The sequence below is a fragment of the Mesorhizobium sp. WSM4844 genome (genome assembly GCF_055811775.1).
The window spans coordinates 427,505-442,197 of the sequence record NZ_JBVVQB010000001.1 but is presented as its reverse complement, the minus strand read 5'-3'; the positions used below and the strand labels follow the sequence as shown (position 1 = coordinate 442,197).

Here is a 14,693-nt window from a genome sequence, read left to right as displayed (position 1 = left end):
AAATAGAGATGCGGCAATCAAGAAGGACACAACGGACCAGAACGGCGCTTGTCGCCGGCGGCGCGGGTTTCCTCGGTTCGCATCTTTGCGAGACACTGCTTCAGGCCGGGTGCCGTGTGATCTGTGTCGACAATTTTCTTACCGGTCGGATGGAAAACATCGTCTCGATGCTGGACAGTCCTCGTTTCCGGCTGATCGAGCAGGATATTTGCCGACCATTAGACCTTGCTGAGCCGGTCGACCGCATTTTCAACCTGGCGTGCGCCGCATCGCCGCCGCGCTACCAGGCTGACCCGATTCACACCACGCGGACCTGCGTGATCGGAACCCTCAATCTACTTGAGCTTGCCGCCCGAAACAATGCGCGCCTCCTGCAGGCATCGACAAGCGAAGTGTATGGCGATCCGGAACAGCACCCGCAAACGGAAGACTATGTAGGTCACGTGAACTGCACCGGCCCTCGTGCCTGCTATGACGAGGGCAAGCGAACCGCCGAAACCTTGTGCTTCGACTATTTGAGAACCGAAACGGCCGACATCCGGGTCGCGCGCATCTTCAACACCTATGGTCCGCGGATGGATCCTGCCGACGGCCGGATCGTCTCGAACCTGGTGATGCAGGCGCTCGAGAAGAGACCGCTGACGATTTTCGGCGACGGGCTGCAGACCAGGTCGTTCTGCTACGTCTCCGATCTGGTCGAGGGTCTGGTCCGCCTCATGGATGTCGATCCCAATCCGAGCCAACCGGTCAATTTGGGCAATCCCGGGGAATTCACCGTTCTTCAACTGGCCGGATTGGTGAGGGATATGACCCACAGCAACTCGGCCTTCAAATTCCTGCCACTGCCGCAAGACGATCCTCGCCGGAGGCAACCGGACATTTCCCGTGCAAAAGCCCTTCTCGACTGGTCGCCAAAGGTGCCACTCAAGCAAGGCCTGATGCAGACGATCAGCTATTTCATGGAGCTCGAGGCCAGCCGTAACGAAGATCGAATCTCCCCAATGGCGACAAGCGTGAGGTCCGTTTCAGGCCGACTGCAAAACCTGCCGGCCTGAAGTCGGGGAGAGCTATGCCCTCGGGCATGGTGAGACTCCCGACAGGCGTCTTCACTTTTTCTCGTTGTGGGAACATCCGGTCTAGCTCGCCGTTGGGCGAATATCGGCAGGGAGAACGGACCCGTGCATCGAAAACGATCCGCCAGGGACATCGAGCAAATGGCAGAACGGGAAGCGGCTGCCTTTCTGAGACGTGCCTCGATCACCTACCTCGAATGCTGTGTGAGCCTGATGATGACGCATCTTGAGCGCGAGGAAGTGGCCTCCATCCTGGAAAAAGAAGCGGATATGCTGCGAACGCTCGATTGAGGCTCGCATCGCTCAGGCTTCGATCGGCCCAGGCAACGCAAAATACAGGGCGCAGCTTTGATCCGAATAGAGGTTGGTGATTTTTCCAGGTCGCAAGGAACATTCCTGGCAGCTGACAGTTCGGCGCGAGGAACTTACCTTCAACAGCGATGGCGGCAGTTTCGTGGGATCAAAAAAGGTACGGATTGGAATAGCCGGCGTCGGCAATTGCGCGTCTTCCCTTGTCCAGGGCCTCTCATATTATCGGGACGCCAGCGGCAATGAGCCGATACCGGGCCTGATGCATGCTGATCTTGGCGGCTATCATGTCGCCGATATCGAGGTGGTTTGTGCTTTCGACGTCGCCAAGGGCAAAGTTGGGCGTGATGTGGCGGAAGCCATATACAATGCGCCCAACAATACCTTCCGCTTTGCCGATGTTGCGGCAACCGGCGTTCGCGTCGAGCGCGGACCGACATTTGACGGCATCGGCAAATATCTGCGCGATGAGATCGAGGAGGCAGAAGAGCCGGTCGCGAATGTCAGCGCGCTGCTTCGGGAAAGCGGCGCCGACGTACTGGTCTCATATCTGCCGGTCGGCTCCGAAGAAGCCACGCGTTTTTATGCAGAGTGCGCGCTCGAGGCCGGCTGCGCCTTCGTCAACTGCATACCGGTCTTTATCGCCTCGCGGCCGGAATGGCGCCGGCGCTTTGAACAGCGCGGTCTGCCGCTGGTCGGCGACGATATCAAAAGCCAGGTCGGCGCGACGATCGTCCACCGCTTGCTCGCCAATCTGTTCCGCGAGCGCGGCGTCCGCATCGACCGCACCTATCAGCTGAATTTCGGCGGCAACACCGATTTCCTCAACATGCTGGAGCGCGAGCGGCTGGAATCGAAGAAAATCTCCAAGACGCAATCCGTGGCCAGCCAGTTCGACGTTCCCCTGGAGGCCGGCAACATCCATGTCGGCCCCAGCGACCATGTGCCTTGGCTTACCGATCGAAAATGGGCCTACATCCGCGTGGAAGGCACGACGTTCGGCGGCGTGCCGCTGAATGCAGAACTCAAATTGGAAGTATGGGATTCGCCCAACTCGGCCGGGGTCGTTATCGACGCTGTCCGTTGCGCCAAACTGGCGCTTGACCGCGGCATCGCGGGGGCGCTGACCGGCCCTTGCAGCTATTTCATGAAGTCGCCGCCCGAGCAGTTCACCGATGCCGAGGCACGCCTGCGCACGCTGTCTTTCATCGCCGGGAGGGACGAGCCGATGCTTGATGCCGCGGAATGACGACCACGTTCTTCTTGATCCGCCATGCGGCGCACGACAATGTCGGCGACTATCTTGCCGGACGCATGGCTGGAGTTTGTCTTGGCGAAACCGGCAGGGCACAAGCCTCGCGCCTGGCCAGCCACATGGCGGCGCGGCCGCTGGCGGCCATCAGTTGCAGCCCGCGCGAACGAACACTGGAAACCGCAAAACCGATCGCAATCGCCTGCAATCGCGAGAAGATTACAATCCGCCAGGAACTCGATGAGATCGACTTCGGCGCCTGGTCGGGCAAGACCTTCGAAGAGTTGAGCCAGGACGCCGACTGGCTGACGTGGAACAGTCAACGCCAGCAGGCGAGGACGCCCGGCGGCGAGACAATGCTGGACGTCCAGCAACGTGTCGTCTCGCTGATGCAGCAGCTTCGCAAACGCTACCAGAACCAGTCCGTGGCACTGGTCAGCCATGCCGACGTGATCAAAGCCGCCGTCTGCAAGGTGCTCGGCTTGCCGCTGGGAGACTGTTTTCGCTTCGATATCGACCCCGCTTCGATCACCACGGTCGTGTCCGGTGACTGGGGCTCCAAGCTGATCCGACTGAACGAAGCCGCCTGACGAGGACTGCCGGATGCGTATGGTCATTTTCGGTCTCACCGTCACCTCCTCGTGGGGAAACGGACACGCGACGCTGTGGCGCGGGCTGATCCGTGCTCTCGGTCGCCTGGGCTGGTCGGTCAGCTTTTTCGAACGCAATACCCCGTACTATGCCGGCGCACGCGATCTTGACCATCTCGATGGCGGCAATGTCGTTCTCTATCCGGAGTGGGAGGACATTCGCCATGTCGCGGAACAGGCTATCGGGGAATCCGACGTCGTCATCGTCACGTCCTATTGCCCCGACGCCGTGGAGGCATCGCGCCTGGCGCAGCAGGCCTGTCGCGGGCTGAAGGTTTTCTACGATCTCGACACCCCCGTCACGCTCGCCCGGATAGAACAAGGTCTACGACCGGCCTATTACGGGCCCGAGGGCCTTCACGATTTCGACCTCGCCCTCAGTTATACGGGGGGAACCGCAATCGATGCGCTGAAAACGCTGCTGGGCGCCCGCCGAGTCTTGCCTCTCTACGGCCATGTCGATCCCGACCGACACCGGCCGGCCCAGCCCCGGGCTGAATTCGCCGGGGATTTGTCCTATCTCGGAACGTATGCGGCCGATCGCCAGGCCGGCGTCGAAAAGCTGCTGGTCCGCACGGCAGCGCGCCTGCCGGACCGCCGTTTCGTCATCGGCGGCGCCCAATATCCGCATGAATTTCCGTGGGGCGAAAACATCTTCTTTGTCAGGCACCTTCCGCCTGCGGATCATCCGGCCTTCTTCTGCTCATCGCGCCTGACGCTGAACGTGACGCGCGAGGCGATGGCCAAGAGGGGCTGGTGTCCTTCGGGCAGGCTGTTCGAGGCGGCAGCCTGCGGCGCGGCGATCGTGAGCGACACCTGGCCCGGGCTGAGCAGCTTTTTCCAGCCCGGCAGCGAGATCATCCTGGCGGACAGCACCGACGACGTGGTCGCGGCAGTCGGCTTGCCTGACAGCGAAGTCGACGCCATCCGGCGCCGGGCGCGCGAGCGGGTGTTGGACGAACACACCTCTGCGCAGCGCGCCAGGGAACTGGACCGCCTCCTGTCCGATTCATTGCCGGGCTTGGGGCAGGGCTTGACGGCGGGCGAGCCGTTGAAGGAAGCAATCTGATGTTGGGCATCGTGCCCGCCGCCGGCCGCGGCAGCCGCATTCAACCGCTCGGCTTCTCAAAGGAGCTCCTGCCGGTCGGCAGCCGGATCGACGGCCAGACCGAGCGTCCTTGCGCGGTGAGCGAGTATCTGGTGCGTCGCATGGTGCGCAACGGCGTCGACAAGATCTGCTTCGTCATCGGATCGGGAAAATCGGACATTCTCGAATACTACGCCGCCGGCTACGGCGACGCCGCCGCATTGTTTGTCGTGCAGCCCAACCCCGTCGGTCTTTGCGACGCGATCTTCCGCGCCGCGCCGCTGGTCGCGGCGGACGAGACGGTTCTGATCGGCCTGCCGGACACGATCTGGTTTCCGGAAGATGGCTTTTGCCGCCTGCCGGACGACCGGCTGTCGTTTTTGCTCTTCCCAGTGGATCACCCGGAACTCTTCGATGCCGTCGTTCTCGACGGGGATGACCGGGTGAAGGAGATCCAGGTCAAGCAACAAGGCGCCGCATCGAACTGGATCTGGGGGGCGTTCAAGATGCCGGGCTGCATACTTCACCAGCTTGCCGCGCTTTGGCGCGAGCGGGATCAAAGCGACGAATATGTCGGTACCCTGATCAACGCCTATCTGGCGGCAGGCGGTGAGGCTTGCGGCGTCAAGGCAGGCACCGCCTATGTCGACGTCGGCACGTTCAACGGCTACCGCACCGCACTTCGGCTGCTCGAGAACAACGACACTAGGTTGGAGGACACAAAAAACCTCATGTTCGTGCTGCCGGGGCAAGCGCAGATACCAAGCCATCCAGGCGAAGGAGGCTAGCCATGCTGCATTCGAACGCCGAAATCCGCCGCCGCATCGATGCCCTTGGCCCGTGGTTCCACAACATGGAACTGGCGGGCGTCGAAACCGCCCCCGACCATTTCCTCGGCAACTACCCGCTGATCAAATGGCGCAAGTTCGCCGACGCCATTCCTGCCGATCTGTCCGGCAAGGCCGTGCTCGACATAGGCTGCAACGCCGGCTTCTACTCGATCGAGATGAAGCGACGCGGCGCCGGCCGCGTCCTCGGCATCGATTTCGATGAAGCCTATCTGGCGCAGGCGCGCTTCGCCGCCGAAATCGCGGACTGCGACATCGAATTCCAGCTGCTGTCGGTCTACGACGTTGGCGCCTTGCGGGAGAAATTCGACATCGTCCTGTTCATGGGCGTGCTGTATCACCTGCGCCACCCGCTGCTCGCTCTCGATCTGATCCGGGAGCACGTTGCCGGCGACTTGATGATCTTCCAGTCCATGCAGCGCGGCAGCATCGAACTGCCTGCGCTCGATGAGAATTATCCTTTCTGGACCCACGATCTGTTCGACCGGCCGGAGTTTCCGAAGCTGCATTTCGTCGAGCATCGCTATGCCGACGACCCCACCAACTGGTGGATTCCCAATCGCGCCTGCACCGAAGCGATACTGCGCAGCGCCGGCTTCGAGATCGTGCTGCACCCGGAGCAAGAGGTTTATTTCTGCCGCGCCGCCGGTGAGCCGGCCGGCGGCGGCGCCGTCTACCCGTCGAAAGGACAACTTCATGATTGAAGCCGCGATGATCTGGAACGAGCCGAACAACAAATCCCATTGGGATCCCGAACTCGACCCCGACTGGAGCCGCTTCGCCAACATGGCAATACTGGCCGCCGATGCGATCGCATCGGCAAACCCGGCCGTGACCAGGATACTGGGCGGCATTTCGCCGATCGATGCCGATTTCATGGCGCTCATGAAGCAATACGGGGTGCTCGATCATGTCGATGCCGTCGGTGTGCATGGTTTCCCACTCGACTGGAATCTCTGGCAGATTCAGGAATGGCCGCAGAAGATCGGCGAGATTTCGACCGTTACCGATCTTCCCGTATGGGTCAGCGAAGTTGGCGTGTCGAGCTTCGGGGCGGAGGAGGTGCAGCTCTGGGGTTTGCGTCGGAGCGCCGAACTGCTGCTCGGCAATGCCTCGCGCGTGCAATGGTACAGCCTCTACGATCTTCCGCGCGAATGGGGGGCAACGACGCGTCATCGCGAGGCCGAAGGCTCCTCCTACTATCGCCACTTCTACATGGGCTTGCTCCGCGAAGATGGCACGCCGAAACCCGCGCTCGAAGAATTCCTGCGTTACGCACCCGGGATGGGGCTGGTGCAATGGTTCCACTTTGAAGATCCCCGGCTGGACGACGCCGTCGCCTGGATGAAACGGCTGGGCGTCACCAATCTGCGCACTGGGCTTTCGTGGGCCGACAGTTTCAGGCCGAATGCGCTGGATTGGTACGACCGGCAGATGGAAGCACTTGCCGATTTCGACGTGACCATCACCTTCTGCTTCACGCCAGAGCACCGCGGAGTGATGCCGCATCACACCAGTCCGCCGCTGGTACCGGAGGAATTTGCGGAGTTTTGCGCGACGATGACCCGCCGGTACGCTCCCGCCATGGCTGCCTCGCCGGTCAGAGCGGTGCGGGCTTCGGCAGCATGAGTGTGTCATGCAACACGCAGCTGACAGATCCGGACCGCTTGCCGAATTCGCGGCCTTGTTGCTAGGTGCTGCTCCGCACCGCTCAGACGGTGCTGAGATCATGATCGTTGTCGCGCATCCGGACGACGAAACCATCGGCATCGGCGGGCATCTTGCCGGCTTGCGCGGATCTCGCATCGTTCATGTCACCGATGGCGCGCCGCGAGACCTTGAAGACGCGCGAGCATACGGCTTCGAGACGTGGCAGGACTATGCCGAGGCCCGCCATCGGGAGTTGGAGGCGGTGCTGGCGGCAGCGGGATTGCCGTCGACGGCCCTGATCAGCCTCGGTTATCCCGACAAGCAGGCCGCCGGAAATCTTGGCTCGCTCGCACGGGAACTGACCGGCCTTTTGGCCGAGCGCGATGTCAGCTTCGTCTGCACGCATCCTTATGAAGGTGGTCACCCCGATCATGACGCGACCGCCTTTGCCGTCCATGCGGCCTGCCATTTGCTGCGCCGCGACGGACGCCAGGCACCGGCCATCGTCGAAATGGCGTTCTATTCGGCCGGGATTGAGGGTGCGGTCCTTCAGGATTTCAACAGTCATTCCGGCAGCGAGCGCATCGAATTGCACCTTACGGAAGCGGCTTTCGAACGGAAGCAGTGCATGCTGGCCTGCCACCGGACACAGCAACGGACGCTGGCGCCGTTCACGGCGCGCATCGAACGTTTCCGGGTGGCGCCTGCCTATGATTTCCTGGCGCTGCCGAACAGCGGCAGGCTTTATTACGAGGCGCTGCCGCTCGGCTTCGAGCCGGCGGTTTGGCTTCACGCCGCGGCCGCTGCGCATGAGGAGCTTGGGCTCGACCGGCCATGACCCTCACCGTCCTGAACGTCGCCTACCCTCTCGCGCCAGTCGGCCCGGATGCGGTTGGCGGTGCCGAGCAGGTGCTGTCGATGCTCGACCAGGCACTCGTGCGCGCGGGACACGCTTCCATCGTGATCGGTTGCCAGGGCTCGAAAGCGGCGGGCGTGCTCATCGAGACGCCTGCTGAACCAGGTGTGCTCGACGATGCGGCGAAGAAACGGGCACAGCGCTCTCACCGCACCGCGATAGAAGTCGCACGCGCCCGTTGGCCGATCGACGTGGTTCATCTGCACGGCATCGATTTTGATGCCTATCTACCTGATGATGGCCCGACCCTGGTAAGCCTGCACCTGCCGCTCGACTGGTATCCCACCGATGCCTTGCGCACGGTCCGCGACGATCTATGGCTTCACGCCGTCTCGATGGCCCAACAGAGGACCGCGCCGCCGGGTGCCAGGCTGCTGGCACCCATTCCAAACGGCGTGGATATCGATGCGCTGAGCGGTCGGCAGTTCAAGCGCAACTTCGCGCTGGTGCTCAGCCGCATTTGCCCGGAAAAGGGCATCCACCTGGCACTGGACGCGGCCAAACAGGCTGGCGTGCGGCTGATCATCGGCGGCAAGGTCTACCCTTACGAAACGCACACGCTGTACTTTCGTGACGAAGTCCAGCCGCGCCTCGACCAGCGCCGCCGCTTCCTCGGTCCGCTCGGCTTCGTCGCGAAGCGGCACTTTCTCAACGCCGCCCGCTGCCTGGTCATTCCCAGCCTTGCCGCGGAAACCAGCTCGCTTGTCGCGATGGAGGCTCTCGCCTGCGGCACGCCGGTCGTCGCCTTTCCAAACGGTGCGCTGCCGGATGTGGTCGAACACGGCAAGACGGGCTTTCTGGTCAACGACATCCATGAGATGGCGGAGGCCATCGTCGCAGCCTCCGGCCTGGATGCCGAGACATGCCGGGCCGAGGCGCGGCGGCGCTTTTCCCTCGACCAAATGATTTCGTCTTACATGGACGCCTACCAGGCGCTGGCAGGGCTTGGTGCCGGCCGCAGGCGCCTGGCGGCGGTGCAGTGAGCGGCTTTCATGCTCCGCTCCGAGATCATCGACGATCCGGCCGCCTTTGAGGCGCTGGCGCCGCGCTGGCGGGAGCTGTGGGCGCACAGCCGGACAGCGACGCCGTTCCAAAGCCCCGCCTGGCTGGTGCCGTGGTGGCGCGCATTCGAGCCCGGAGAGCTGGCGACGATCGCCGTCTGGCGAGGCGACGATCTGGTGGGATTGGCACCGCTTTACCTGGAACACGCAACTTGCGGGTCGAGACTGCTTCCGGTTGGGATTTCGTTGAGCGACTACCTGGATGTCCTGTGTTGCCCCGGCATCGAAGCGGCTGTCGCCGCCGTCATCGCCGACCGGGTTCTGGCGATCAATTGGTCGCAATGGATCTTACCGGACCTGCCGGCCGGTGCTGCCGGTCTCACTATCGCGCACCCTGCGCTGGAGGCGGATCAACCCGTCGACCACGCCGCTTGTCCCGTGCTGCCGATCGCTGGCGACGATGCGCTCGCGGTCTGCATTCCGGCGCGGCGAAGACGCCAGTTGCGCCGCGCGCACAATGCCGCACGCCGGCGCGGCTGCGTCTCCATCATACCGGCACAGGCCGATCTCAAAGCGTTTTTCGATCACCTGATCCGCCTTCACGGCGCGCGTTGGGCCGGGCGCGGCGACGGCGTCCTGGCCGATCCGGCTGCAGAAGAATTCCATCGGCAGGCGCTTCCCATGCTTGCCGCACAGGGTCTTGTCCGATGCTGGCTTGCTGCCATCAACGATGCGGTCGTCGGCGCCTATTACGGATTTCATCATCGCCACCGCGCCTACGCCTACCTTGGCGGTTTTGATCCGGCCTATGCCGAGGAAAGTCCCGGCGCAATTCTGATCGGTCACGCGATTGCCGAAGCGGCTCGTGAAGGGGCGCGGGAGTTCGATTTTCTGCGCGGCCAGGAGAGCTACAAGTATGGCTGGGGGGCCGTGGACCAATGGACAATGCGAAAGGTCTGGACGCGGAGCATGGCTCGATGAGCGCCACCGGACGAAAGCCATCGCCCCAGGCGGCATCGACCGCAAAAATGCTGATCGAGGAGTGCATGGCCGACGGCGCCTGCGTCGACGCCATCATTGCCAGACTGGCGCTGCGCTTCGAGACCGGGGTCGATGCCGCAGAATTGGCCGATGTAGCGCTGGAGATGCGTTCAGCCGACCTGCGAAAACGCGACAGACTGGAGCGGATCGCCGATCTGCTTCGTCACAGGCCTGACATCTTCACCACGCTGCGCCAAACAGGTGCCGCCGTCCGCCACGAACGCGATGAATGGGAAACTGACGCCGCGGTCGTCAGGCGGCTGGCCGCCGGCTTTGATGCCGCGGCGACGATTTCCCAGGCGGCGAGCGTTCAACTGTCTTCGCTGGGAGACGAGGAGAAACTCACCGCCGCCACCGACGAGATCGTCGCATGGTTGCAGCGGCAAGGCTTCACCGGCCGCGACCAGGACATACTGGACATTGGTTGTGGCATCGGCCGCTTCGAAAGCGCGCTCTCGGATGCCGCGCACCGGATCGTCGGCATCGACATATCCCTGGAGATGATTTCGGTCGCTCGTGGGCGATGTGCCGGGCTGCGCAATGTGGATCTGCGGCCGACCTTTGGTCTCGATCTCGCCGATTTTACCAACGCAAGCTTCGATTGCGTGCTGGCTGTCGACAGCTTCCCCTACCTGGTGCTGGCTGGCCTGGCGGAGCGGTATTTCGAGGAAATTGCGCGTGTTCTGAAACCGTCAGGCGTGGCAGCACTTCTGAATTACTCCTATCGCGGATCGACGGCGCTGGATCGTGCCGATGTTCACCGCCTCGCCGAAGCCCATGGCATGCAGGTCGTGGCTGACGGCGCGAAGCCGTTCCGGCTGTGGGACGGCAATGCCTTTCTTCTTGTGGCATCCGAGGGAACATTACGGCGCAATGATTGTTCGGGCGTCAAAGAGACGATGGCGTCAAAGAGACAGGCGCACCAAACAGACAGGGCACCTGTGAGTGCCGACAATCCGAAGGAGGACTAGAAGGCATCCGGCGGCAAGATAGACATCACCTCTGCCGTCAAGATAAAGGCTCCGGCGGCCGGCGCGATGACCGATTGGCCAAGGACAAGGTCAAGGAAACGCGGCTTTGCTTTGTCCAGCAGAGCCTGGGAAGCAGCACACCGAGCAACGCCGGCTCGATGGCAATCGGATCAACTCCGATCAGTATCACGCCGCAGATCGTCTCTCCCAAGACTGACTGCTGCAACCGCAAACGCCAATCATGACCAGTGGCCAGTCGAGGTCACGAGAGTCGAAATGTCGAGCGCACCCGGCAACAGCGCCGGGAGGACCCGAGGTGAAAGCATAGGCTTCCCCGACGAGACCGGCAGCTTCGATACACAATGCTGTGCAAGGGACGGGCTGTGCAAGGGACGGCGCTGACTGTGAGGCCGCGCGAATCCTTGCAAACTCTGATTGCCGTCACCACACTGGTGAAGGGACTGATTCGTTAAGAGAACACTATGTCTCGCTCGAGCGACGATAGCATCAGCCCGAAACTCCGGCTGGCAATAGACCGGAAGATTGCATCTCTGCTGACTGCTATCGAGCAGGAAAAGGTCCCCGACCAGCTGACCGACCTTGCGGTTCAATTACAGAATGCGCTTGTCGAGAAGCGTCGATGCAAAGCAAAGAAACAGGACTAGCTATCGGCGCCTGTCGACTGCGAAGTTTCCCTGTGCTGCTGACAGGTGATTGCGTCGTTCCACCAATGTCTGCAAGGAACTTTCGCCGAGGTATTCCAGCACGCTGGCACGCGCTCGGTTAAGGCGGCTTTTTACCGTTCCCACCGCGCAACCGCATATTTCGGCAGTTTCTTCATAGCTGACGCCAAGGACCCCGATCAGCATCAGGACCTCGCGCTGATGCTCCGGCAACCTCTGGACCGCGTTGGCGACTTCCTTGCTCTGAACGGACCACTCCTGCGTCGCTTCCGTAATCGGGATTGCGGAGGCGCAGTCAAGCAGGCCCGGCTTTTCCCTGTCGGCGGCCTTGATGCGCGTATAATAGCTATTGCGCATGATGGTGAAGAGCCATGACTTCATACGCGTTCCGGGCTCGAACTTGTCGATGTTGGCGAGCCCTTTGGTCAATGTCTCCTGGACCAGGTCGTCCGCATCGTCGGGAACCCGGCAGAAGGTGCGGGCGAAGGCGCGCAAGGCAGGTATCAGGTCAACGATGGAAACGTCATCCGTTTCCTGGTTGGCCAAGGGGTAGCCCCTGGAGGACAATGGTCCAGCTCCCAGCAAGAAAGAGTTGATGAACGCAGACCTAGCTAAATGCATGAAGGTTTGGATCGTTCCGGACATCGAAACAAGGTGCTGGAAAATCGCGGATTGGGCGGGCGGCCGCCTATGACCGGTCGTTGTTCTTGGCCGCCTCTTCCCGCTGCTTTTTCAGGACTTCGTCAGTCCCGACCAGCTTTTTCGCCCCGCCGGATATCGCTGTGGACACCACCGCCGGCGGGTCGCTCGCGGGAAAAGAATCCTCAAGCCCGGCCTGCAACTGGTCTTCCAGGGTCTTCGGCTCTTCCGACCGACCAGGCGTCCTTCGGGCTTCTGCTCCCTCCAGCGGCTGTTTCATGTCAGGCGAACTACTGACCTCGCGAACGCAGGCGTAAAGCTGTTCGATGGCAAATTCCTTCATTGTCTCGAAATCGGCCCTCTCACCGCGCATTGCCTCGATCTGATCGACCATGGTCTTCTCGAACCGGTCAAGGCTATCGCGTCCGCAAGCCTGGCAAAGACGCAACAATGCTTCGTGGAGCACTTTCGGACCAAAATAAGCAGACGCCTCGAGCTTGAGCCGCTGCAGATGCTCTGGAGTCACCGCCTGAAGTTTTGACATATGCAGCCCCTTTCGCCTGCCGAGCATATCAACGGCGTTGGTCGGCAGATGTTCCAATCACCCGCGACCGGGCTCGCTAAACGGGTCGCTCCGCCACTCAACGCCATGCCGAACGCCAACGCCAACGATAGCGGGCTCTCTCACCTGACATCTGCGCAATGTCTTTGAACCCATTGGTCTTCTTGTAGATTCCGGTTCAAGCTAATTCAAGCCTCGCAATGGCCAGTCGGCCACGCCGGTTCAAGAATCCCGGACGGCAAGGCACTAGCTGCATCTTGCGAGCGGAGCCTGGCGATCTTCGCCTGGGCTCCGCAAGCCGGTTACAACCAGGAATCAGGCGGCGGCTTGGAGGGCACGTTGGTTGACACCACCCTCGCCCAACCCGGTCAGCGCTTCGTCTGTCGCGACCTCTTCCTTGAGCGTTGCCTTGAGAAGGGCGGCGACATCGGCCTTTCCCATCTGTTCCGCCCAGGCGACAAGAGTGCCGTACCGGGCGATCTCGTAATGTTCGACGGCTTGCGCCGCTGCGACCAGTCCGGCATCGAGCGCAGGAGCACCGTCATAGTCTTCGAGGATCTCGGAGCCTTCTTCAATGATGCCGTCGATCGCCGGGCAGGTCTTGCCGCGTGCCGCCTTGCCAAGTTTCTCGAACACCTCCTCGAGCCGGTCGACGTGAACTTCCGTCTCCATGCGATGTTTTTCGAAGGCAGCAGTCACTTTTTCCGACTCCGCGCTTTTGGCCATTTTCGGCAGCGCCCTCAGTATTTTCTTTTCGGCGTAGTAGAGATCTTTCAGCCCGTCGAGGAACAGGTCCTCAAGGCCCTTGGTTGTCGCTTTCGCAGCTTTTTTCGCAGTTGCCATGGTCGTCTCCCGCTGAGGTTTGGAGCTAGCCTCCCTAACTGGGAAGGCGACCGATAACCCCACCGGCCGGCAACAAGTTCCCTGATGATTCGAGCCGCTGGAAATTTTTCGCCTCAGGCCGCGCAGGTGCTGCAAGGCTTACGCTGGCGAGACGGCGGTGCGAGCAAATGGCTTCGCCAGCAATCGGCTCAATCGATCCGCTTGATACGGCCCTTGTCGAGACGGAACACTCCATCCTGGCCGCCCTGCCTCTCAAAATCGGTAAGCAGATCGTCCCAGGTCCCGAGGAATTCGCCACAGTCGTCGCAAAAGATCCGGTCGTCAGGACCGGCGTCGGCCGGAATCCTCAGCCTTATCGTCAAGCAATAAGGGCATTCCAACTGGTGGTTAAGATACTGTGTGGTCATCGACGACAGCAAGAATGCACTGGAAACGTGGCCCCTGCAACCTGCTCGCGCCGGGGCAGGACGCTTGCATTGATTATATGCCGTCTTTGGTCGGAGGCCGGCCAGACTGGGCAGTCGGCGGAATGTTGTCGGAAGTCACCTCACCCCGCTTGAGTTTTCGAATGGCCTCATTGGCTTCGAGTTCATCGAGGCCGGAAAGCGGCATGCCGTCAATCACGACGGCTTCCTCGCTCTCGTCGTCATAGACTTCCCACAGGCCGTCCGAATTCTGTCGTTTGTTGTAGATGGTTGGCATGGCCGCTCCCCTCGATACCGCTATTGAACGCGTGCTACCCACTCCAGAGCCTGGGTCTTTTCGTCCGCCGGGAACACCCGCGCCTCGATCTGCGGGAACAGTGCGCCCGTCATTTCGGTAGCTGCCTTGATCCACTGTTTTTCGGACACCACTGCGGCACGCTGGAAGCGGTGGAGTTCGCCAAGTTTGCTCAAGCCGTACTGCAGATCGCGGCGCAACGCGTCGCCCGTCATGTCCTCCAGATCGGTAAGGTCGGCCAGGATGCCGATCTCTTCATGTTCGCTCAGTTTCTCTTCGATGGTCGGGATGATCTTGTCGTAGTCCTCCGCGGTCACGGTACCGGCAACGCGAAATGCGGCGACATTCTCAGGAGCAGAAATAACCTCGATCACTTTTTCCTCCTTCGGATTGGTTTTTCGGGATCATGCCGAACAACTCAAGCCGCCGACGGATGTTCCTTGGTCCT

General features: G+C 61.5%; 20 protein-coding genes. 14 read left to right on the top strand and 6 right to left on the bottom strand.

All coding sequences use genetic code 11. The features are described 5' to 3' along the window. The first annotated feature begins 8 nt into the window (after positions 1-8). The 14 genes from AC0L2A_RS02015 to AC0L2A_RS01950 all read left to right on the top strand — a co-directional run bounded on the left by AC0L2A_RS02015 (position 9) and on the right by AC0L2A_RS01950 (position 11,463). Entirely contained in the window at positions 9-1,055 is a 1,047-nt protein-coding gene (locus AC0L2A_RS02015; RefSeq protein ID WP_023801260.1) for a UDP-glucuronic acid decarboxylase family protein, read from the top strand. 159 nt (positions 1,056-1,214) lie between these two features. Beyond that, positions 1,215-1,364, top strand: a complete 150-nt coding sequence (locus AC0L2A_RS02010) for a hypothetical protein (protein ID WP_202363653.1) — start codon at positions 1,215-1,217, stop codon at positions 1,362-1,364. Positions 1,365-1,527: 163 nt separating this feature from the next. After that, complete coding sequence (locus AC0L2A_RS02005) at positions 1,528-2,631, top strand: inositol-3-phosphate synthase (protein WP_473607289.1); 1,104 nt, start codon at positions 1,528-1,530, stop codon at positions 2,629-2,631. Further along, positions 2,628-3,224: a histidine phosphatase family protein gene (locus tag AC0L2A_RS02000; RefSeq protein ID WP_473513127.1), complete on the top strand. Its 597-nt coding sequence runs from the start codon at positions 2,628-2,630 to the stop codon at positions 3,222-3,224. Before AC0L2A_RS02005 ends, AC0L2A_RS02000 begins: the two co-directional genes overlap by 4 nt. Before the next feature lie 13 nt (positions 3,225-3,237). After that, on the top strand, positions 3,238-4,353 hold the full coding sequence (locus AC0L2A_RS01995) for a CgeB family protein (RefSeq protein WP_473607288.1): 1,116 nt from the start codon (positions 3,238-3,240) through the stop codon (positions 4,351-4,353). Continuing rightward, positions 4,353-5,159 carry a sugar phosphate nucleotidyltransferase gene (locus AC0L2A_RS01990; protein ID WP_473607287.1) on the top strand — a complete coding sequence of 269 codons (807 nt, stop codon included), beginning with the start codon at positions 4,353-4,355 and terminating at the stop codon, positions 5,157-5,159. The genes AC0L2A_RS01995 and AC0L2A_RS01990 overlap by 1 nt, the downstream gene beginning before the upstream one ends. Before the next feature lie 2 nt (positions 5,160-5,161). Continuing rightward, positions 5,162-5,923 (top strand): TIGR04290 family methyltransferase, encoded by a 762-nt coding sequence (locus AC0L2A_RS01985; protein WP_287217073.1) that lies wholly within the window; start codon positions 5,162-5,164, stop codon positions 5,921-5,923. Then, complete coding sequence (locus tag AC0L2A_RS01980) at positions 5,916-6,848, top strand: glycoside hydrolase 5 family protein (RefSeq protein ID WP_287217076.1); 933 nt, start codon at positions 5,916-5,918, stop codon at positions 6,846-6,848. The genes AC0L2A_RS01985 and AC0L2A_RS01980 overlap by 8 nt, the downstream gene beginning before the upstream one ends. Positions 6,849-6,855: 7 nt before the next feature. Beyond that, complete coding sequence (locus AC0L2A_RS01975) at positions 6,856-7,707, top strand: PIG-L deacetylase family protein (RefSeq protein WP_473607286.1); 852 nt, start codon at positions 6,856-6,858, stop codon at positions 7,705-7,707. 80 nt (positions 7,708-7,787) lie between these two features. Then, entirely contained in the window at positions 7,788-8,768 is a 981-nt protein-coding gene (locus AC0L2A_RS01970) for a glycosyltransferase (RefSeq protein ID WP_473607324.1), read from the top strand. Between the two features lie 9 nt (positions 8,769-8,777). Continuing rightward, complete coding sequence (locus AC0L2A_RS01965; RefSeq protein ID WP_473607285.1) at positions 8,778-9,767, top strand: GNAT family N-acetyltransferase; 990 nt, start codon at positions 8,778-8,780, stop codon at positions 9,765-9,767. Continuing rightward, a complete protein-coding gene (locus AC0L2A_RS01960) occupies positions 9,725-10,798 on the top strand; it encodes a class I SAM-dependent DNA methyltransferase (RefSeq protein ID WP_473607284.1) in 1,074 nt (357 codons plus the stop codon). The genes AC0L2A_RS01965 and AC0L2A_RS01960 overlap by 43 nt, the downstream gene beginning before the upstream one ends. Before the next feature lie 74 nt (positions 10,799-10,872). After that, on the top strand, positions 10,873-11,043 hold the full coding sequence (locus AC0L2A_RS01955) for a hypothetical protein (RefSeq protein ID WP_473607283.1): 171 nt from the start codon (positions 10,873-10,875) through the stop codon (positions 11,041-11,043). Positions 11,044-11,280: 237 nt separating this feature from the next. Beyond that, on the top strand, positions 11,281-11,463 hold the full coding sequence (locus tag AC0L2A_RS01950; protein WP_023801247.1) for a hypothetical protein: 183 nt from the start codon (positions 11,281-11,283) through the stop codon (positions 11,461-11,463). Here the strand turns inward: AC0L2A_RS01950 and AC0L2A_RS01945 are convergent, their stop codons facing one another. The 6 genes from AC0L2A_RS01945 to AC0L2A_RS01920 form a co-directional block, all read right to left on the bottom strand. Next, positions 11,464-12,027, bottom strand: coding sequence for a sigma-70 family RNA polymerase sigma factor (locus tag AC0L2A_RS01945; protein ID WP_128245339.1), 564 nt, complete (start codon positions 12,025-12,027; stop codon positions 11,464-11,466). 142 nt (positions 12,028-12,169) lie between these two features. Then, positions 12,170-12,721 carry a hypothetical protein gene (locus AC0L2A_RS01940; RefSeq protein ID WP_473607282.1) on the bottom strand — a complete coding sequence of 184 codons (552 nt, stop codon included), beginning with the start codon at positions 12,719-12,721 and terminating at the stop codon, positions 12,170-12,172. Between the two features lie 276 nt (positions 12,722-12,997). Continuing rightward, entirely contained in the window at positions 12,998-13,525 is a 528-nt protein-coding gene (locus AC0L2A_RS01935) for a YciE/YciF ferroxidase family protein (protein ID WP_091590185.1), read from the bottom strand. A 188-nt stretch (positions 13,526-13,713) separates the two neighbouring features. Beyond that, positions 13,714-13,887: a hypothetical protein gene (locus tag AC0L2A_RS01930; protein ID WP_245268652.1), complete on the bottom strand. Its 174-nt coding sequence runs from the start codon at positions 13,885-13,887 to the stop codon at positions 13,714-13,716. A 118-nt stretch (positions 13,888-14,005) separates the two neighbouring features. Further along, a complete protein-coding gene (locus AC0L2A_RS01925) occupies positions 14,006-14,227 on the bottom strand; it encodes a hypothetical protein (RefSeq protein ID WP_473607281.1) in 222 nt (73 codons plus the stop codon). A 20-nt stretch (positions 14,228-14,247) separates the two neighbouring features. Further along, complete coding sequence (locus tag AC0L2A_RS01920; protein ID WP_128172215.1) at positions 14,248-14,619, bottom strand: SpoIIAA family protein; 372 nt, start codon at positions 14,617-14,619, stop codon at positions 14,248-14,250. Positions 14,620-14,693: the final 74 nt, after the last annotated feature.